Here is an 18,064-nt window from a genome sequence, read left to right on the forward strand (position 1 = left end):
TTTACAACGATGTAGAACGACCTGCATCGTCCCCCCAGATGAAGGACGCAAAGATGCGACACACGAAATCTGCCCCCCGCAGACGTCGAGGACTCCTCGCCCTCGGCGCCGTGATCACGCTCGCCGGGTCGGCCATCGTCGGCGTTCCCGCCTACGCGGTGACCACCGGCAACGGCTCCCTGGTGTACGCCCCGCCGGACGGCTCGTCGTTCAACGACGAAGGGGGTGACGCCACCGGCACCGCCTACGCCAAGATCGTCGCCCTCAAGCACAGCGGGTCGGCCAACGGCACCCTGATCGTCACGTTCGACGACGGACGACTGATCAAGGACGTGAGCCCCAGCACGAACCCCACCACCGACACCCAGGCGTGTCTGGCCAACCCCAGCCTCGCCTGCCACCAGGAGTGGCCCATCTTCCGCAGCACCGACAACGGCACGTCGTGGACCAAGATCTCCGCGGTCAACCCCGGACTGCAGTTCCCCGGTATCCCCGGCCAGGAAGACACCACCCAGCTCGATCGCCTCGCCCAGCCGTTCCTCTACGAACTGCCGCAGGCGACCGGCGGCCTCGCGGCCGGAACGCTCCTGCTGACCGGGCAGATCCGCCCCGCCGATCGCGACGACCCCGCCTCGATCACGAAGCTCGTCGTCTACAAGAGCACCAACCAGGGCGCGAGCTGGAGCTACCTCAGCACGATCGACACCGGTGGTCCCGCGGTCTACGACCCGTCCTCCACTTCGACGACCACGACGGTGTGGGAGCCCACGCTCATCGTCGACGGCAATGGCGGACTGACGGCCTACTTCTCCGACGAGCGGCAGAAGGCGAACAACGTGCTGCAGGCCGTGTCATACCGCCGCTCCACCGACGGCGGCCTCACGTGGGGCGCCCTGTCCAACGTGTCGGCACCGACCGACAAGCTGCACCGGCCCGGAATGATCACGGTCACCAAACTGCCCGACAGCACCTACCTCGCGACCTACGAAGTGGTCAACGCCGCCGGCTACGCGTTCTCCAACGCCTCGCCGGTGTTCTTCAAGAAGTCGCCGGACGGACTGAACTGGGGAACGACGACGAGCCTCGGCACCCCCGTCGAGCTGGCGGACGGACGCGGAATCGGCTCCTCGCCCACGGTCACCTGGGTGCCCACCGGCGGACCGAAGGGCATGGTCGTCGTCGCCTCCAAGTGGGGTCTCGACGCGGCGGGAAACCTCAACAGCGGACAGAACTTCTTCGTCAACTACAACCTCGGCGTCGGCCCCTGGGAGCGTCTGCCGTTCGCGGTGACCTTCAACGGTCAGAGCTCGATCACCGGCTTCGCGCAGGGGATCGACTACAGCCCCGACGGGCGCACGCTGTATCAGGCGACCAACGTCGACAACTACCGCACCGGCTACCTCTACAACGACATCCGGGTTGGGACGGTTCCGCTCAACGCCACGGCCTACGAAGCCGAGAACGCGGCACGGGTCAACGCGAGCCTCGTCACGCACGGCGACGCCTCCAACGGCTCGAAGGTCGGGAACATCAACTTCTCCGACAGCACCGTGACCTTCTCGGTCAAGGTGCCGACGGCGGGGACGTACACGATGAACGTGCGCTACGCGAACGGGACATCGGGGACGAGCAGCCACTCGGTGTCGGTCAACGGCGGAACGGCCTCATCGATCAGCTACCCCAAGACCGCCGATTGGGGCCGCTACCTCTGGGCGCAGAAGAGCGTGTCTCTCAACGCGGGCACGAACACGATCCGGTTCGCCTACAGCGGCACGTTCGCGGAGCTGGACCAGATCCAGATCTTCCCGTCGTCCACGACGCCGGCGCCGGAGTTCCGCATCGTCAACCGCAACAGCGGCAAACTGCTGGAGATCTTCTCGGCGGCCACGACCGACGGCGCCCCTGCCGGTCAGTGGGGGCCGACGGGCAACCCGACACAGGTGTGGCAGGTGACGCCGGCGACGAGCGGCACGTTCCAGCTCGTCAACAAGAACAGCGGCAAGCTGCTGGAGATCCCCAGCGCCTCGACCGCCGACGGCACCGACGCGGCCCAGTGGGGCCCGACCGGTCACGCGACGCAGCGCTGGAACCTCACTCCCAACAGCAGCGGCTACTGGGCGATCACCAACGCCAACAGCGGCAAGTACCTCGAGATCGACGGGTGCTCCACCGCTGACGGCGCGGTGGCGCAGCAGTGGGGGCCCACCAGCGGGCTCTGCCAGCAGTGGCGGCTCGTGAAGGAGGGCATCCAGTAGCACCCTCCGCCGAGCGGGGTGGGGCGCACGACGCATCCCACCCCGCTCGTGCGTGCGGGCGGGTCTGCGGCGAGCGGGGCGCGGGTCGGGGCCCGGACCCGGGCTACGCCGGAGCGGACTCGCGGACGACGACCTCGAAGGCGACCGTCTCCTCGCTCGGGCTCTCGGGGCGGCTCGCCTCGGCCCCGATGCGCTGGACGAGCAGGTCCACGGCGCGTTGGGCGATCTGCTCGCGACCGGGATCGATCGTCGTCAGGCTCGGGACGGCGTACTGTGCCTCTTCGATGTTGTCGAAGCCGATGACCGCGACGTCATCGGGGATCCGCCGTCCGCTCTCCTGGAGCGCGCGCATCGCGCCGAGGGTGAGGGCATCGTTGAGGCCGAAGACGGCGTCGAACTCCACGCCACTGTCGATCAGCTCGCGAGCGGCTTCAGCACCGTTGGCGCGGTGCCAGAGCGTCGTGGAGCGCACGAGCGCGGGGTCGTACGTCAGACCTGCAGCGGTGACGGCCTCTTCGTACCCCTTCAGCCGGAGCGCCGCGGAGCCGAGCTCCTCATCCGGATGAGCGCCGATGAGAGCGATGCGCCGCCGCCCCGCCGCGAGGAGGAACTCGGTCGCCGCGCGTGCGGCTTCCACGTTGCGCATGGTCACGTGATCCACCGGGCCGCCGAAGATCCGCTCGCCGAGCAGCACGAGGGGGAAGTCGACGTTCAGCAGCGCGGCGTCTTCCTGCCCCATGCCGAGCGGGCTGAAGATCACGCCGTCGGTCATCCGCATGCGAGGGCTGGAGAGGACGGCCAGCTCGCGGTCCCGGTCGGCGCCGGTCCGCTCGATGATGACGACGAGTCCGTGGCTCTCGGCCTGCGTGATGACAGCGTCGGCGAGCTCGGCGAAGTAGCTGAGGCTCAGCTCGGGGAGCACGAGGCCGATCACGCCGCTCCGGCCGGAGCGGAGGCTCCGCGCCGAGAGGTTCGGCTGATAGCCGAGCTGATCGATCGCCGCCTGCACACGTTCGCGAGTCGACGGGCGCACGTGCGGGTAGTCGTTGACGACGTTCGAAACGGTCTTGATCGACACTCCGGCCAGCTGGGCCACATCATGGAGAGTCGCCGCCATGGATCCTCCGTTCGGTGACGTGGCACCACCTTACAACGTCGTAAGGATCCGGCCGTCGTTCTCGCGATTCCCTCCGCGGGCGTCACTCCTCGTCGGTGAAGAGCTGCTCGATCGGGCGATCGAACACGCGGGCGAGGCGGAAGGCGAGGGGGAGGGAGGGATCGAACCTCCCCCGCTCGATCGAGATGATGGTCTGCCGGGAGACGCCCAGTTCGTCGGCGAGCTGCTGCTGCGACCAGCCCCGCTCGCGCCGGAGGTCGGGAAGCGAGTTGCGCACCGGTCACCCCCGCCGCTGGAGCACGAGGTAGCGGATGCCGAAGGAGCCCATCGACACCAGCAACACGGCGATCAACGGGATGAGCACCGGCACGTCGAGTCCCGTCACGGCGAGAGCCGCCGTCCCGAGGCCCGTGATGAGGAGGGTGTCGGAGAACGCGCCGCTGGCGGCACGCTCGTACCAAGCCGACTCGACGGACTGCTCGGGGTTCGGCGTCGCGCCCCGCAGGGTCTGCCGATCCACGATCAGCGCCCACACGAGACCCAGGAACGGCCACACGGTGACGGCCGCCATCGCGATCCCGCCGAGGAGAGGGCGCGGGCCGGCTGCTCCCGCGACCGCGGCGACCGCCCCCAGGCCGACCGCGAGGACGAGGCCGATCGGCGCGGCGACGGCGAGGGCGGACAGGCGGCCGGAGCCGAACTTCACGCGCCCCCACCGAGTGCGGTCCTCGACGGCGGGCGTGGCGGGCTCCGGGATGCGGGGATCGGTCATCATGCCTCCAATGTGAAGTGTGCTTTACAACTGCCCCCACTGTGACATGTCAAGTGTGCTTTACGCAAGCGACGCCGCCAGAGCACAACGGCGGACCGGCGGGCCGACACGCCGCCCTCACCGCCCGACACGCCGGGACCGCCCGCCCACCATCCGCCGTTGTGCTCACGGCGGCCCAACCCGCGCCGCCGCGCCCACCGCGATCCGGCGCCGTGCGACCGGCGGGTCAGCCGGCGAAGGAGAGGTCGGGGTCCGTCGTGATGCCGAACTCGTCGCGCAAGGCCGTACGGGCGGCGTGCCATCCGGCGAGGCCGTGCACTCCGGGCCCGGGCGAGGTCGAGGACGAGCACAGGTAAAGGCCCGGAACGGGCGTTCGCCAGGGTGTGGCGCTGAGCACGGGCCGCGCCAGCAATTGGCGGACGTCTGCGGCACCGGCCGCGATGTCCCCGCCGGGATAGTTCGGATTGTGGTGTTCGAGGTCGACCGCGGTGCGGCTCGACACAGCGAGGATCGTGTCGCGGAACCCGGGGGCGAAGCGCTCGATCTGCCCGATCACGGCCTCTGCGCGGTCTTGCGTCGATCCGGCCGGCACGTGCGTGTAGGTCCACAGGGTGTGACCGCCCGACGGCGCGCGGGACGGGTCGACGATCGACGGCTGCGAGACCAGGACATATGGGGAGTGCGGATGCCGCCCCCGGGCGACCTCTCGCTCTCCCGCCGCGATCTCGGCGCGGGTGCCGCCGAGGTGGAGCGTGGGCGCCTCGCGAAGCTCTGCCGAGCGCCAGGGCACGGGGGCCGACAGCGCGAAGTCGACCTTCGCGGCTCCCTGCCCATACCGGAAGCGCGCGAGGCGCCGTCGATACCCCTCGGGAAGCTCGTCTCCCGCCATCGCGAGCAGGGCACGTGGTGTGATGTCGAGCAACCGCACGCGGGCCGGAGGGAGGTCGGACAGCCGCGTCACGTCATGGCCGAGGACGAGCCTCCCGCCGTGGGCCTCGAGGTCGCGCACGAGCGCATCGATGATCGCCTGGCTCCCCCCGAGCGGGATCGGCCAGCCGCGCGCGTGGGCGTACGCCGTGAGGGCGAGCCCGGCCCCGGCAGCGGCGAGGGTCGGGAGCGGGAGGATCGCGTGGGCGCTCACTCCCGACAGGAGCGCCGGCGCCGCGTCGCTCCGGAAGCGCAGGTTCCACGCCGGCGTCCCCTGCTCGGCGGTCGCGACACCCAGCAGCGCCGCGGTCCACGGATGGGAGGGGACGCGCAGGAGCGGGCCGCCCGTGATCTCGGCGACCTCCGACGCACGGCGGGCGAGGGGACCGATCAGCCGGGCGTAGGCCGCCCCGTCACGCCCCAGCCCTGCGGCGGTCCGGTCGAGGTCGCGGTGGGCGATCGCCGCGACACCGCCGTCGAGGGGGTGGCCGAAGGAGATGCCGGGCCGGACGAGGGCGATGCGCCGATCGAGTTCGAAGGCGCGGAAGAACGGCGACTCGAGGGCCAGGGGATGCACGGCGGAGCAGACGTCGTGAGCGAACCCGGGCAGGGTGAGCTCGGCCGTCGATGCCCCGCCCCCGGGTCGCGTCGCGCGTTCGAACACGCCGACCCGGAGCCCCGCGCGCGCGAGGGTGACCGCAGCCGCGAGGCCATTGGGCCCCGCCCCCACCACCACGACGTCGAGGTCGCCATCCTCCGACTCGCTCATCGTCGCCACTCTACGGCGCGGTATCCACGTCCGCCGCCTCGCGGGGAACCTCCGGCGCCGCGCTCTCCGGCGCGCCCGAGGCGGCGGAGTCCAGGGGCGCGTCGGGATCCGTCGCGGCGGGCGAATCCGGCGCGGCCTCCACGAGGGGGCGTCGCGCGCCACCCTCGGCGAGGAGCGCCAGGCGGTGGAGCGTCTCCCTGTTCCGCCACCGGAGGACGGGGTCGATGAGCGCGCTCACCGCCGAGCCCGGCCCTGCCACGGGGTGCTCGTCGATCCGCACGACGCACCCGGTGCCTCGCGGCTTGACCTCGATGCTCACGCGCGCCTCGCCCATCGGCCATCCGCGCGCGAGCAGCACCATGCGACGGGGCGGATCCCACACCTCGACCCGTGTCGTGTCGTCGAGCAGCACCGGCCACGTGCCGAAGGAGTGGTGCAACCGAGACCCGGCCTCGGGCCAGGACTCGGCCACGTCGCGCATTCGCGAGGCCCCCACGACCCACCCCGGATACAGCCAGCCGTCGGACAGGACGGCGAACACCTCGGCGGGAGAGCAGCGGAACAGACGCACGTTGCGAGCCATGTCGTCACGGTAGGGCGGTGACCTCCGCCGACCGAGGGGCTGGTACGGCCAGCGCGTGCGTGGTAAGCGGTTCCGTTCCGCCCCGCCCCGTGCGCTTACCGCGACGCCCCGCGCGCGTCAACCCCGTCGGCGGGAGGCGCGGTCGGTCGCAGGATCGCGGCAACAGTTGACCGTTCAACGAAGGAGGACGACATGACCATCTCCGATCCCGACCAGACTCCCCTGGACCCCGACACGGGTGCCCCGCAGGAGCCGTCGATCGACGAGCCCGACACGGGCGATCACACCGTCGGCGGCGTGGCGCCCGATGACGACGGCACCGACGACCTCCCGGGTGAGGACGCGCTCGACGGCGCTGCCGACGGCGACGTGCTGGCGGACCCCGACATCGCGCTGGGAGACACCCCTCGCGGCATGCAAGACCTGACCTGACCTGACCTGACCTGACCTGAGGAGATCCATGTCTCAGAACACCCTCGAAACCCCCGCCGACCTCCTCCGCTTCCAGTTGCGCGTCGCGCGCACGATGGAGGACGACTCCCTCACCGCGCTCGGTGACCTCGCCTCCGCGGCGCAGTCGTCCGAGGTGAAGAAGCTGTTCCGTCACCACGCCGACGAGACGCGGGAGCAGATCCAGAACCTGACACAGGTGTTCGCCCTCTTGGAGTTCCCGGAGTCGACGGCGCCGTCACCGGCGACGACCGGGATCTCGAAGCACGCGCACGCGCTCATCGAGCGCGCCGCCGCGCCGCTGCGCGACGTGGTCACACTGTCGGCCGCGCTCGGCAACGAGCATTTCGAGATCTCGGCGTACGAGTCCCTCATCATCGCCGTCGAGGCCGCCGGCAACGACGAGGCGCTCGCACTCCTCCGCGCGAACCTCGACCAGGAGGCGCACACGAGCGAGGAGCTGCGGACGCGACTGAAGGAGATGCAGCAGGTCTCGTGACGGAGATGTCGATCCTCGCCGGCATCGGCCCGACACCATCCGACCCCTGACAGGAGCGCGAGTCAGGTGGGGCGCGCGCCCGGTGGCGTGAGGGCGACAGAGGCGGTCACGGAGAGCGCATTCTCATCTCGGCGTCTGTGCCTCCGGCGCCCCCTCGCGGGGCCGCAAGGCGCGCGTGGCGGGCCCCTCGATGACGGTGCCGTCCGGAGCGAACCGTGAACCGTGCAACGGACAGTCCCAGGTCTCCTCGGCCTCGTTCCAGCGGACGATACCCCCCAGGTGCGTGCAGACGGCCGACAGGCGGCAGGTGACCCTGCCGACGGTGGACTCCGCGACCGGTTGCAGCCCGTCGCGGACCACGTTCGCGACGGTGGGCCCCGTGTTGCGCGTCGCGGACGCGGGCGCGGCCCACCCGCCGACGAGCAGCGCGACGGTCTCCATGTTCAGTCCGGCGGTGGCGGCCAGATCGCGCAGCCCTCCGCTGCCGCGCCGGAGGCGCTCCCCCACGGGATCGGGTTCGTCGTGGAGCGCCGCGTCGACGGCGAGCGCGGCGGCCGGCGCATTGGTCATGCCCCACTTGGCGAACCCGGTCATCGCGAAGATCCGCCCTCTGCCCCCCGCGATGGGCCCGGCGAACGGGATCGCCGTGCTCCGGTGATAGTCCTGCGCCGCCCACCACGTGATCGGACGGGCACCGGGATAGTGTTCACCGGTCCACGCGGTGACGGCATCCCTGAGCCGCCCCGTGCCCTCGCTCCGGCCGGTGACGACGTCGCCGCCGCCGATGACGAGCGCCGGTGCTCCGTCGCGGTCGCGCGCGGAGCGCACCGACCGGCTGACAGGATCGGCGGAGAGGTACATCCCCGATGGCGACGGCGTGCCCGGGGGAAGCCGGAAGGCGACGACCGCCTGACGATGCGGACTCAGCTGCGCGAACAGGAGCGAGCGGTCCAGCACGGCCGTGCCGGTGGCCAGCACCACGAGTTCCGCCACGATCCGCCCCCGCTCCGTCTCCAGCCGCACACCGGTGGGGGTGGCGCGCACGGCCCGCACCCGGCAATGGTCCACGAGTCGCCCCCCGGCGGCACGCACTCGTTCGGCGAGAGCGCCCGCGGCCACCACGGGGTGCAATTGCGCTTGCTCGGGCAGGTGGAGGGCAGCCGTCACCGGGAACGGCAGGCCGATGTCCTCGGCGGCGCCCTCCTGGAGCGCCACCGGACGTCCGCCCGCCGCCATCGACACAGCTTCTTCTCGCAGCGCATCGCGACCTTCCTCGGTGGTCGCGTAGGTGTACGCGGTCCGCTCCTCCCACGCCCCGGCGACGTCTCGCAGTTCGGTACGCAACCACGCAGCACCGGCCGCGTTGGCATCGAGGTATGCGGCGAGCCCGTCGTCCCCGGCATGGCGTCGCACGTTCGTTCCCACGGCCCCCTGGAGGAGGCTCACCTTTCCCGTCGTTCGCGACGTCGTGCGGCCGCCGAGCGCGTCTGCCTCGACGAGGGTCACCTCGTGCCCTCTCCGGCAGAGCAGAAGGGCGGCCACCAGGCCCGCGAGGCCTCCGCCGACGACGACGACCTCGGAGCGCGTCGGCAGCCCGTCGTCGGTGGTGAGCGTGGGGCCGGTCTGCAACCAGAGCGATTGCTCGCCGGGGCTCACCGCCGCGCTCCCCGCGTGATCACGGGGGGTGGACGGTGAGGAATGGGAACGGGTTTCGTCCAGGCCTGCCGTGGAGCGTCGTCCACGAGGTCGGCTGCGTGGGTGAGGAGCTCACCCATCGTCACGTACGTCGCCGTGCCGATGCCGTGCGCGACCCAGGTCACCTCATACCGTCCGTCGCGACGGTGCTCCACGTAGGCGATCACGCTCTCGGGGTCGTTCGACGAGGCAGCTTGGTCGCACAATCGCCACGTGTTCTCGGTCAGGGGATCCAGCCAGAGCTGGTGGTCTTCGGATCTCATGGGGGGCCTCCGGACGGCGCCATCCGCGTCTGCGGGCGTTCGCGTCCTCGTGCGAACCATCGCTCGAAACCGCAGCATGCCGTAGGGGCTTGACAGCCACGGGAGCGGCGGTTAGCGACGGCTCACGGCATCAACGCGGAGCCCGCGGACGCCTCCACCACCCGGGCGATGGCCCGTGCGAAGTCCCGGGACTGCGCCACCTCGACCGCACGATCGTAGCGACAGCCGGAGAGGGAGACGAACACGAAGCCCACGACGTCGACGTACCCGCGCGCGACCCCGTCGACCGAGACGCGGTAGCGGTCGGTGTCGACGCGCTCCCAGACGATGCGGGGCGCCTGCTCTGGGACGCCGCCGATATCGGCGAGCGGGCGGCGATCCCGTGTCCGCGTGGCGCGTGCCGCCAACGTGTCCGTCATCTCGCCCCCTGATCGCCATCCGTGAGGTCACGACCATAGGTGTCGTGCCCCTGGGCACCCAGGGGCTTGACAACGTGCCGCAGAAGGCATGTGCGACGATGGGCGCATGAAGGGGATCATTCTTGCGGGGGGATCGGGCACGCGTTTGCACCCGATCACGATGGGCGTTTCCAAACAGCTCATCCCGGTCTACGACAAACCGATGCTGTACTACCCACTGTCCACGTTGATGCTCGCGGGGATCCGCGACATCCTCGTGATCACGACGCCGCATGACGCGCCGTTCTTCGAGCGGCTGCTCGGCGACGGGTCACAATTCGGCATCTCGCTCACGTTCGCGCAACAGCCCTCGCCCGACGGGCTCGCGCAGGCGTTCACGATCGGGGCCGACTTCATCGGCGACGACGACGTCGCACTCGTCCTGGGAGACAACCTGCTCTACGGTCCGGGCCTCGGCTCGCGGCTCAAGCGGTTCTCGGGCATCGAGGGCGGCGCCATCTTCGCGTACTGGGTCGCCGAGCCGCAGGCCTACGGTGTCGTGGAGTTCGATGACGCGGGGACGGCGGTCTCGCTGGAGGAGAAGCCCACGGCACCCCGCAGCAACTACGCGGTTCCCGGCCTGTACTTCTACGACAACGACGTGGTGGAGATCGCACGGAACCTGCAGCCGTCGGCGCGCGGAGAATACGAGATCACCGACGTCAACCGGGCCTACCTCGAACGCGGCAAGCTGCAGGTCGAGGTGCTCCCGCGCGGCACCGCCTGGCTCGACACCGGGACGTTCGACCAGATGACCGACGCCGCCGAGTACGTACGGACGATCCAGCGGCGCACCGGGCTGTCGATCGGCGTGCCCGAGGAGGTCGCGTGGCGCGAAGGGTTCCTGACCGACGACGACCTGCGTCAACGGGCCGAGAAGCTCGTGAAGTCGGGCTACGGAACCTATCTGCTCGAAGCGCTGGAGAGGGGTCGCTGATGGCGAAGCTGCTGGTCACCGGAGGAGCCGGATTCATCGGATCCAACTTCGTCCACTACGTCACCTCCCACACCGATCATCACGTGACGGTGCTGGACAGTCTCACCTACGCGGGCAATCGCGCGTCGCTCGAGGGCATCCCGGAGTCGCGGCTGCGCTTCGTCCAGGGAGACATCACCGATGCCACCCTCGTGGACGAGCTGACCGCCGACGCCGACGCGGTCGTGCACTATGCAGCGGAGTCCCACAATGACAATTCGCTGCACGATCCACGCCCGTTCCTGGACACCAACATCATCGGGACGTACACACTCCTCGAGGCGGCCCGGCGGCACGAGACCCGGTTCCACCACATCTCCACCGACGAGGTCTACGGAGACCTGGAGCTCGACGACCCCGAGCGGTTCACCGAGTCGACGCCGTACAACCCTTCGTCGCCGTATTCGTCGACCAAGGCGGGCTCCGATCTCCTCGTGCGCGCCTGGGTGCGTTCGTTCGGCGTGCAGGCCACCATCAGCAACTGCTCCAACAACTACGGGCCGCACCAGCACGTGGAGAAGTTCATCCCCCGCCAGATCACGAACGTGATCCGCGGCGTCCGCCCCAAGCTGTACGGCACGGGCGAGAACGTGCGCGACTGGATCCACGCCGACGACCACTCCTCGGCGGTCCTGACGATCCTCGACCGCGGCGTCATCGGCGAGACCTACCTCATCGGTGCCGACGGCGAGAAGAACAACCGCGAGGTCGTCGAGCTCATCCTGGAGCTCATGGGGCAGGACGCCGGTGCCTACGACCTCGTGACCGATCGCCCGGGGCATGACCTGCGCTACGCGATCGACTCGACCAAGCTGCGCACCGAGCTCGGCTGGGCGCCGTCGTACGGAAGGTTCGAAGACGGCCTCGCCGCCACGATCGAGTGGTACCGGGCGCACGAGGACTGGTGGGCCCCCAGCAAGGACGGCGTCGAAGCCTTCTATGCCTCCAAGGGGCAGTAAGTGACGGCGTACGGCAAGCCGCTCACCCCGCGCGAGAGCGGCATCGACGGCCTGACGATCTGGGATCTCCCCGTCCACGGGGACAACCGCGGCTGGTTCAAGGAGAACTGGCAACGGGAGAAGATGACCGCGGCGGGCCTTCCCGACTTCGGTCCCGTGCAGAACAACGTGTCGTTCAACGACGCGGTCGGCACGACCCGCGGCATCCACGCCGAGCCGTGGGACAAGTGGGTCTCGGTCGCGACCGGGCGGATCTTCGGCGCGTGGGTGGACCTGCGCGAAGGCCCCGGCTTCGGGCGGGTGTTCACGGCGGAGCTGGATCCCTCCGTGGCGATCTTCGTGCCGCGCGGCGTCGGCAACTCGTACCAGACGCTCGAGCCCGACACCGCGTACACCTACCTCGTCAACGATCACTGGTCGCCGGCGGCGTCGTACTCGTTCGTCAACCTGGGCGATCCGGCGCTGGCGATCGCGTGGCCGATCCCCCTCGACGAGGTCGAGATCTCCGAGAAGGACCGCGCCCACCCCGTGCTCGCGGAGGCCGTGCCCGTGCCCCCGCGACGCACGCTCGTGGTCGGCGCCGACGGCCAGCTCGGCCGCGCCCTGCGCACGGCTCTGGCCGGCCGCGTCGAGGTGGAGTTCGCCTCGCGCGCCGACCTCGACCTCGCCGCACCCGATCTGGCGTCGGCTCGGCGGTGGCGCGACTACGCGACGATCATCAACGCCGCGGCCTACACCGCCGTGGACACGGCCGAGACGCCAGAGGGCCGCCGCGGTGCATGGGCGGCGAACGTCACCGGCGTCGCGGCGCTGGCCTCCGTCGCCCGCGAGAACGGCATCACCCTCGTCCACGTCTCGAGTGACTACGTCTTCGACGGCGCCGCGGACCGCCCCTACACGGAGGACGACCCGGTCAGTCCGCTCGGCGTGTACGGCCAGACCAAGGCGGCCGGCGACGCGATCGTCGGCACGGTGCCGCGGCACTACATCGTCCGCACGTCGTGGGTGATCGGCGAGGGCCGGAACTTCGTGCGCACGATGGCGGCGCTGTCCGAACGCGGGGTCTCGCCCACGGTGGTCTCCGACCAGATCGGGCGCCTCACCTTCACCGAGGACATCGCGCGGGCCATCCTGCATCTGCTGGACACGGGCGCGCCGTTCGGCGTCTACAACGTGACCGGTGGCGGAGAGCCGACATCGTGGGCCGACGTCGCCCGCGCGGTGTTCGCCGCCGTCGGAGGCGACCCTGCCCGTGTGACCGATGTGAGCACGGAGGAGTACTTCGCCGCGGCCACCGGCCCCGTCGCAGCGCGGCCGCGCAACAGCGTGCTCAACCTCTCGCGGCTGGAGGCGACCGGCTTCGACGTCCCCGACGCGGCAATGAGCCTCCGACAGTACCTCGCGGCCTCCGCCTGACGCGCGGGGTGCGCACGACACCGTGAAAAATGCGCGGTGGTGTTTGCGGATCCTCCAACGAGCGCTAGAGTGAGGGTGAACGCGACGTGACAGCTGGGGTTGTCACGTGGTCCGGGGGGACCACAGCGTTCATCTGGGGGATGATGTAGGCGCCATCGCGTGTCTGCATGTCGCATGTTGCTGGGGGGCACAATGCTGACGCAATTGATTGCTGTGGGGGAAGCGCAGTGAGCGCGGTCGACGAGGTCGTACCGGCACTGCATCTGCCGAGGTTCACGTCTCTGGGCACGGCGCGCACCAGCGCGTCGGTCGCTCCGCGTGCCTCCGCAGCGATCGCGAGCCGCCAACAGTGGGAGCGCCGCTTCCGCACCCGCTTGCGCGTGACCGACAGCACCATCGTGCTGCTGTCGTGCGTGCTCGCCTCGGTGCTCTCACTGTTGGCGACCTCTCCGCAGGTCCTCGCGACCGATCCGTGGGTTCTGCTGCGGGTGCCGTTGAGCACGGCGATCGTCTGGGCGATCGCGCTGGGGCTGCTCAACACCCGCGAGCCGGCGATCATGGGAAGCGGCGCGACGGAGTACACACGTGTGCTCCACGCGACGGGGCTCGCCTTCGGCGCTCTGGCGATCGTCTACGTGGCCTTCGAGTGGCAGGGCATCCGCACGCAGCTGTTCTTCGCGCTGCCGGCCGGTGCCCTCGCCCTGCTGGTCTCGCGGTGGGTCGCGCGCCGCTGGCTCGTCGCGCAGCGCGCGCTGGGCCGATACTCGTCGCGCACCGTCGTGGTGGGCACCCGCGACGACGTGGAGTACGCCATCCGTACTCTCGGCGACGAGGGCCGCCTCGGCTACAACGTGGTGGGAACCGTCGTCCTCGACGACCAGATCGGAAGCCTCTCCGTGGGGACGGAGAGCTATCCGGTGGTCTCGGGCGACGACGCCGCACCCCGCGCTGCAGCCGAGCTGAACGCCGACACCATCATGGTGGCCGGGCAACCCGCGGGCGACCCGACGTACATCAAGCGTCTCGCGTGGGAGCTCGAAGGCACCGCCGCAGAGCTGGTGCTCTCGAGCCGGATCGCCGACGTCGCCGGGCCCCGCATGTCGCTGCGCCCGGTCGAGGGGATGCCGCTCATCCACGTGCGGATCCCGACGTTCGAGGGCGGCGCGTATCTGATCAAGCGAGCTCTGGACGTCGTGGCGTCGGCAGCGTTCCTGCTGCTGTTCTCGCCGTTCATGGCGCTGATCGCACTGGCCATCAAGATCGACGACCCGGGCCCGGTGTTCTTCCAACAGGAGCGGGTCGGCCGCGACGGCCGCACGTTCAAGATGGTCAAGTTCCGCTCGATGCGCATCAACGCCGAAGCGGAGCTCGCCAAGCTCCTCGAGGCGAACGAGGGCGCCGGCCCGCTGTTCAAGATGAAGGACGACCCGCGCGTCACGCGCATCGGTCGCATCCTCCGCAAGTACTCGCTCGACGAGGTGCCGCAGTTCTTCAACGTGCTGCGCGGCGACATGAGCGTCGTCGGCCCGCGCCCGCCGCTGCCGGCGGAGGTCACCGCGTACAACGGCACCGTCTTCCGTCGCCTCTACATCAAGCCGGGCATCACCGGACCGTGGCAGGTGGGCGGCCGCAGCGATCTCTCCTGGGAGGAGAGCGTCCGGCTCGACCTGCGCTACGTGGAGAACTGGTCGGTGCTCAGCGATATCGTGCTGATGTGGCGAACGGCAAAAGTGATGATCAAGCCCGAGGGGGCGTACTGAACCCCTCGCCGGCGAGCCCGGCGCCGGTGACGTCCGACGACGACGGAACCGTGCGACCGGTGCGCTCGCTGTCGATCGCGATGATCGGGACCCGCGGGGTCCCGGCGGCCTACGGCGGTTTCGAGACCGCCGTCGAGGAGGTCGGGCGCCGTCTGGCCGAACGCGGACACCGCGTCACGGTGTACACGCGGGGCTCCGACCACAAGGAGCGGGAGTTCCTCGGCATGCGCGTCGTGCATCTCGCCGCGCTCCCGGTCAAGCAGCTGGAGACCCTCAGCCACACGGGCCTCTCGGTAGGGCACGCGCTGCTGCGCCGGCGCCCCGACGCCGCTTTCGTCTTCAACGCCGCCAACTCGCCCTTCCTGCCGTTGCTGCGCGCACGGCGCATTCCGATCGCGCTCCACATGGACGGACTCGAGTGGAAGCGCTCGAAGTGGGGCCGGCGCGGCAAGGCCTACTACCGCTGGGCGGAAGAGTTCGGCGTGCGGTGGGCCGATGCGCTGATCGCCGATGCCCCCGGCATCTCCGACTACTACGACGCGGAGTTCTCGGTTCCGACCGAGCTCATCCGCTACGGCGCGCCGATCCTCGCCTCCGCCCCGGACGGTGGCGTGCGGGAGCGCGGACTGGAGCCCGACGGCTACCACCTGGTCGTCGCGCGCTTCGAACCCGAGAACCACGTGCTCGAGATCGTCGAGGGCTATCGGGCGAGCGGGGCGACCATGCCTCTCGTCGTCGTCGGATCCGCTCCGTACAGCGCCGAATACACACAGCGGATCGCCGCCGCTGCTGAGGGTGACGACCGCATCCGGCTCCTGGGCGGGGTCTACGATCAGGACCTCCTCGATGCCCTCTACTTCCATGCGCACACCTATGTGCACGGCCACTCGGTGGGGGGCACCAACCCGTCCCTGCTCCGGGCGATGGGGGCGGGAACCGCGGTCATCGCCTACGACGTCGGCTTCAACCGCGAGACCCTCGACGGCAATGCCTGGTTCTTCGGCGACGCCGACGGCGCGCGGGATCGCTTCGACGAGGTGAAGAAGGACCCCGCCACGGCGACGAGGCGCGGACGCGAGATGCGCGCGCGCGCGGAAGAGTCGTTCCGCTGGGAGGCCGTCGCCGACGAGTACGAGGCCCTGGCCCATCGGCTGTCGTCAGGGGGGTCCGTCCACCGCACCGCCCGACGCGCACGCCGTCGATCGTGACCCCCGCGTTCCGCGGTCGACACGAGGCGACCCCGGAGCGTCCCCGGTGCGCGCGCCACGAGCCCCGTTGCGGCGTCAGGCTTCGGCGAGTGCGCGGGAGAGCTGCGTGTGGAAGGTGCGGATGTAGCCCCGTGCGGCCGACAGAGTGCCGGCGTGCTTCGGCGCGCGTGATCCATGGTCGTCGGGGATGTCGAGCGGGTGCGGACGGCCGAACGACCACCCCGTGCGCGCCGTCGGCAGCAGTCCATAGGCGCGTCGCTTGTTGAGCTCACCGGCCACCTCGTCGAGGCTCGTCGCACCCGTGACGTCGGCGGAGAGCACGTTCGCCTCGCGCAGAGTGAACGTCCGCTCGCGCGCCGTCGGCACCAACCGGGCGACGGCGGCGCGCTCGGCCAGCGACGCCGTGATGACCAGGTCGGCGTCCTCGATCAGCTCGGCGTCGAGCTGTCGTGAACGATGGGCAGCCACCTCCTCGTGCGCCACCCCGTCGCGCACGAGGATCTCGTCGACGACGGAGCACACCGGAAGGCTGCCGGCGACGTGGGCACCGGCGCTCTGCAGTCTCCAGCCCTCGGCCCCGCCATCGGCGGCGACGAGACCGGAGAACTCGAACTGCAGGAGCGGCGATCGACAGACGTTCGCGGCGCAGACGAACAAGAGGCGTTTCTCCACGTGGTTTCCCCCGATTTCCGCGTGCAGAGCTGTATGGACGAGCGTGGCTCCCACTGTACTCGGCGCAGGTGGGGCACGACCGACACACCGGAAGAGAGAATGGACCGATGGCGGAACGATCTGAGACACCCGCACGCGAGACCTACCTGCTGGTGCATCCCGGCGCCGAGCTCTTCGGCTCCGACCGGATGCTGCTGGAGAGCGCGCGAGGGATCGTCGACTCCGGCGCGCGCGCCGTGGTCGCCCTCCCCGAGCACGGACCGCTCGTCGATCACCTGCGCGGTGCCGGCGCCGAGGTGGTGATCCTCCCGATGCTCGTGCTCCGCAAGTCTCTCCTGCGCCCCCGGGGATGGCCGACGCTGATCCGGAACACCCTGCGGGGAGCGGGCGCGGCCTGGCGCCTCATCGGCCGGGTGCGTCCCGCCGCCGTCTACGTGAGCACCATCACGATTCCGCAATGGCCGCTCCTCGCCCGCGTCCGGCGCGTCCCCGTCGTCAGCCACGTGCACGAGGCCGAGGCGTCGGGGTCGCGGCTCATCAACGCCGCGCTCTACGCACCGCATCTCGCCGCCACCACCGTGCTGGTCAACAGCGAGTTCAGCCGCACCACGATCGCCGCCGCCCTCCCCCGCGCCGCACGTCACGCCGACCTCGTCTTCAACGGCGTCGCCGGGCCGAGTGAGGCCGCGCTTCCGCGGGAGGAGATCGACGAGCTCCGCGTGCTCTACATGGGTCGACTGTCGCCGCGGAAGGGCGTGGACGACGTCATCTCGGCCGTCGCGCTTCTCGCCGAGCGCGGGCGACCGGCCACCGTGTCCTTGCTCGGCTCGGTCTTCACCGGCTACGAGTGGTACGAGCAGGAGCTCCGGGAGCGGGCGGCCGAGCTCGGCGGTGACACCGTGCGGTTCCTCGGCTTCCGCCCCGACGTGTGGTCGGTGCTGGCCGAGCACGACGTGCTCGTGGTGCCGAGCCGCATCGATGAGCCGTTCGGCAACACGGCGGTCGAAGGCATCCTCGCGCTGCGTCCCGTCGTCGCGAGCGACACCAGCGGCCTGCGCGAGGCGGCCGGTGGCTACCCGACGACCGCCCTCGTCGCACCCCACGCGCCGACGGCCATCGCCGACGCCCTGGAGGACATCGTTCGCACCTGGACCGACCTGCGGGGGCGCCTCGAGGCGAGCAGAGCGCAGGCGGAGGCGCGACACGCCCCGAAGCTCTACCGTCGCGCGGTCAGTGACGCGGTGCGGTCGGCGGGTTCCGTTCGCTGACGACGCCGCGCCGCCCG

General features: G+C 70.4%; 18 protein-coding genes. 9 read left to right on the plus strand and 9 right to left on the minus strand.

All coding sequences use genetic code 11. The features are described 5' to 3' along the window. Positions 1 to 53 precede the first annotated feature (53 nt). Positions 54 to 2,255, plus strand: a complete 2,202-nt coding sequence (locus AVP41_RS11285) for an RICIN domain-containing protein (protein ID WP_067165854.1) — start codon at positions 54 to 56, stop codon at positions 2,253 to 2,255. Positions 2,256 to 2,358: 103 nt separating this feature from the next. Here AVP41_RS11285 and AVP41_RS11290 read toward each other — a convergent pair whose 3' ends face one another. The 5 genes from AVP41_RS11290 to AVP41_RS11310 all read right to left on the minus strand — a co-directional run bounded on the left by AVP41_RS11290 (position 2,359) and on the right by AVP41_RS11310 (position 6,423). After that, complete coding sequence (locus tag AVP41_RS11290; RefSeq protein WP_067164382.1) at positions 2,359 to 3,372, minus strand: LacI family DNA-binding transcriptional regulator; 1,014 nt, start codon at positions 3,370 to 3,372, stop codon at positions 2,359 to 2,361. A gap of 82 nt (positions 3,373 to 3,454) precedes the next feature. After that, complete coding sequence (locus AVP41_RS11295) at positions 3,455 to 3,649, minus strand: helix-turn-helix transcriptional regulator (protein WP_067164384.1); 195 nt, start codon at positions 3,647 to 3,649, stop codon at positions 3,455 to 3,457. A 3-nt stretch (positions 3,650 to 3,652) separates the two neighbouring features. Continuing rightward, positions 3,653 to 4,147 carry a hypothetical protein gene (locus AVP41_RS11300; RefSeq protein WP_231902735.1) on the minus strand — a complete coding sequence of 165 codons (495 nt, stop codon included), beginning with the start codon at positions 4,145 to 4,147 and terminating at the stop codon, positions 3,653 to 3,655. 223 nt (positions 4,148 to 4,370) lie between these two features. Further along, complete coding sequence (locus tag AVP41_RS11305) at positions 4,371 to 5,840, minus strand: phytoene desaturase family protein (protein WP_067165861.1); 1,470 nt, start codon at positions 5,838 to 5,840, stop codon at positions 4,371 to 4,373. Between the two features lie 10 nt (positions 5,841 to 5,850). Further along, entirely contained in the window at positions 5,851 to 6,423 is a 573-nt protein-coding gene (locus AVP41_RS11310; protein WP_082829167.1) for an SRPBCC family protein, read from the minus strand. Positions 6,424 to 6,615: 192 nt separating this feature from the next. Between AVP41_RS11310 and AVP41_RS11315 the strand changes: the two genes are divergently transcribed. Beyond that, positions 6,616 to 6,855 carry a hypothetical protein gene (locus AVP41_RS11315; protein ID WP_067164385.1) on the plus strand — a complete coding sequence of 80 codons (240 nt, stop codon included), beginning with the start codon at positions 6,616 to 6,618 and terminating at the stop codon, positions 6,853 to 6,855. Positions 6,856 to 6,883: 28 nt separating this feature from the next. Then, complete coding sequence (locus AVP41_RS11320; protein WP_067164386.1) at positions 6,884 to 7,372, plus strand: YciE/YciF ferroxidase family protein; 489 nt, start codon at positions 6,884 to 6,886, stop codon at positions 7,370 to 7,372. A gap of 123 nt (positions 7,373 to 7,495) precedes the next feature. On the opposite strand, the gene AVP41_RS11325 is transcribed toward AVP41_RS11320, so the two are convergent. The 3 genes from AVP41_RS11325 to AVP41_RS11335 all read right to left on the minus strand — a co-directional run bounded on the left by AVP41_RS11325 (position 7,496) and on the right by AVP41_RS11335 (position 9,749). After that, positions 7,496 to 9,028, minus strand: coding sequence for an FAD-dependent oxidoreductase (locus AVP41_RS11325; protein ID WP_067164387.1), 1,533 nt, complete (start codon positions 9,026 to 9,028; stop codon positions 7,496 to 7,498). After that, positions 9,025 to 9,330, minus strand: a complete 306-nt coding sequence (locus AVP41_RS11330; RefSeq protein ID WP_067164388.1) for a hypothetical protein — start codon at positions 9,328 to 9,330, stop codon at positions 9,025 to 9,027. Before AVP41_RS11330 ends, AVP41_RS11325 begins: the two co-directional genes overlap by 4 nt. 122 nt (positions 9,331 to 9,452) lie before the next feature. Continuing rightward, positions 9,453 to 9,749: a hypothetical protein gene (locus tag AVP41_RS11335; protein ID WP_067164390.1), complete on the minus strand. Its 297-nt coding sequence runs from the start codon at positions 9,747 to 9,749 to the stop codon at positions 9,453 to 9,455. Between the two features lie 106 nt (positions 9,750 to 9,855). On the opposite strand from AVP41_RS11335, the gene rfbA reads away from it, so the two are divergent. From rfbA to AVP41_RS11360, 5 genes are all read left to right on the plus strand, one after another. Beyond that, on the plus strand, positions 9,856 to 10,725 hold the full coding sequence (gene rfbA, locus AVP41_RS11340; protein ID WP_067164392.1) for a glucose-1-phosphate thymidylyltransferase RfbA: 870 nt from the start codon (positions 9,856 to 9,858) through the stop codon (positions 10,723 to 10,725). After that, complete coding sequence (rfbB, locus tag AVP41_RS11345) at positions 10,725 to 11,723, plus strand: dTDP-glucose 4,6-dehydratase (protein ID WP_067164395.1); 999 nt, start codon at positions 10,725 to 10,727, stop codon at positions 11,721 to 11,723. The genes rfbA and rfbB overlap by 1 nt, the downstream gene beginning before the upstream one ends. Then, positions 11,724 to 13,139 (plus strand): sugar nucleotide-binding protein, encoded by a 1,416-nt coding sequence (locus AVP41_RS11350; protein WP_067164397.1) that lies wholly within the window; start codon positions 11,724 to 11,726, stop codon positions 13,137 to 13,139. It begins immediately after the preceding gene. A 227-nt stretch (positions 13,140 to 13,366) separates the two neighbouring features. Further along, positions 13,367 to 14,899 carry a sugar transferase gene (locus AVP41_RS11355; RefSeq protein ID WP_082829168.1) on the plus strand — a complete coding sequence of 511 codons (1,533 nt, stop codon included), beginning with the start codon at positions 13,367 to 13,369 and terminating at the stop codon, positions 14,897 to 14,899. A gap of 80 nt (positions 14,900 to 14,979) precedes the next feature. Continuing rightward, entirely contained in the window at positions 14,980 to 16,107 is a 1,128-nt protein-coding gene (locus AVP41_RS11360; RefSeq protein ID WP_082829250.1) for a DUF1972 domain-containing protein, read from the plus strand. 75 nt (positions 16,108 to 16,182) lie between these two features. On the opposite strand, the gene AVP41_RS11365 is transcribed toward AVP41_RS11360, so the two are convergent. Then, positions 16,183 to 16,779: an arsenate reductase/protein-tyrosine-phosphatase family protein gene (locus AVP41_RS11365; RefSeq protein WP_067164401.1), complete on the minus strand. Its 597-nt coding sequence runs from the start codon at positions 16,777 to 16,779 to the stop codon at positions 16,183 to 16,185. Positions 16,780 to 16,886: 107 nt separating this feature from the next. Between AVP41_RS11365 and AVP41_RS11370 the strand changes: the two genes are divergently transcribed. Then, positions 16,887 to 18,047 carry a glycosyltransferase family 4 protein gene (locus tag AVP41_RS11370; RefSeq protein WP_067164403.1) on the plus strand — a complete coding sequence of 387 codons (1,161 nt, stop codon included), beginning with the start codon at positions 16,887 to 16,889 and terminating at the stop codon, positions 18,045 to 18,047. Positions 18,048 to 18,064: the final 17 nt, after the last annotated feature.

It is taken from the genome of Microbacterium sp. TNHR37B (assembly GCF_001620065.1).
GTDB lineage: Bacteria > Actinomycetota > Actinomycetes > Actinomycetales > Microbacteriaceae > Microbacterium.

Coding starts and splice junctions, on each gene's coding strand:
- AVP41_RS11285 (WP_067165854.1), top strand. CDS start 54: ATGCGACACACGAAATCTGCCCCCCGCAGACGTCGAGGACTCCTCGCC.
- AVP41_RS11290 (WP_067164382.1), bottom strand. CDS start 3,372: ATGGCGGCGACTCTCCATGATGTGGCCCAGCTGGCCGGAGTGTCGATC.
- AVP41_RS11300 (WP_231902735.1), bottom strand. CDS start 4,147: ATGATGACCGATCCCCGCATCCCGGAGCCCGCCACGCCCGCCGTCGAG.
- AVP41_RS11305 (WP_067165861.1), bottom strand. CDS start 5,840: ATGAGCGAGTCGGAGGATGGCGACCTCGACGTCGTGGTGGTGGGGGCG.
- AVP41_RS11310 (WP_082829167.1), bottom strand. CDS start 6,423: ATGGCTCGCAACGTGCGTCTGTTCCGCTGCTCTCCCGCCGAGGTGTTC.
- AVP41_RS11315 (WP_067164385.1), top strand. CDS start 6,616: ATGACCATCTCCGATCCCGACCAGACTCCCCTGGACCCCGACACGGGT.
- AVP41_RS11320 (WP_067164386.1), top strand. CDS start 6,884: ATGTCTCAGAACACCCTCGAAACCCCCGCCGACCTCCTCCGCTTCCAG.
- AVP41_RS11330 (WP_067164388.1), bottom strand. CDS start 9,330: ATGAGATCCGAAGACCACCAGCTCTGGCTGGATCCCCTGACCGAGAAC.
- AVP41_RS11335 (WP_067164390.1), bottom strand. CDS start 9,749: ATGACGGACACGTTGGCGGCACGCGCCACGCGGACACGGGATCGCCGC.
- rfbA (WP_067164392.1), top strand. CDS start 9,856: ATGAAGGGGATCATTCTTGCGGGGGGATCGGGCACGCGTTTGCACCCG.
- rfbB (WP_067164395.1), top strand. CDS start 10,725: ATGGCGAAGCTGCTGGTCACCGGAGGAGCCGGATTCATCGGATCCAAC.
- AVP41_RS11360 (WP_082829250.1), top strand. CDS start 14,980: ATGATCGGGACCCGCGGGGTCCCGGCGGCCTACGGCGGTTTCGAGACC.
- AVP41_RS11370 (WP_067164403.1), top strand. CDS start 16,887: ATGGCGGAACGATCTGAGACACCCGCACGCGAGACCTACCTGCTGGTG.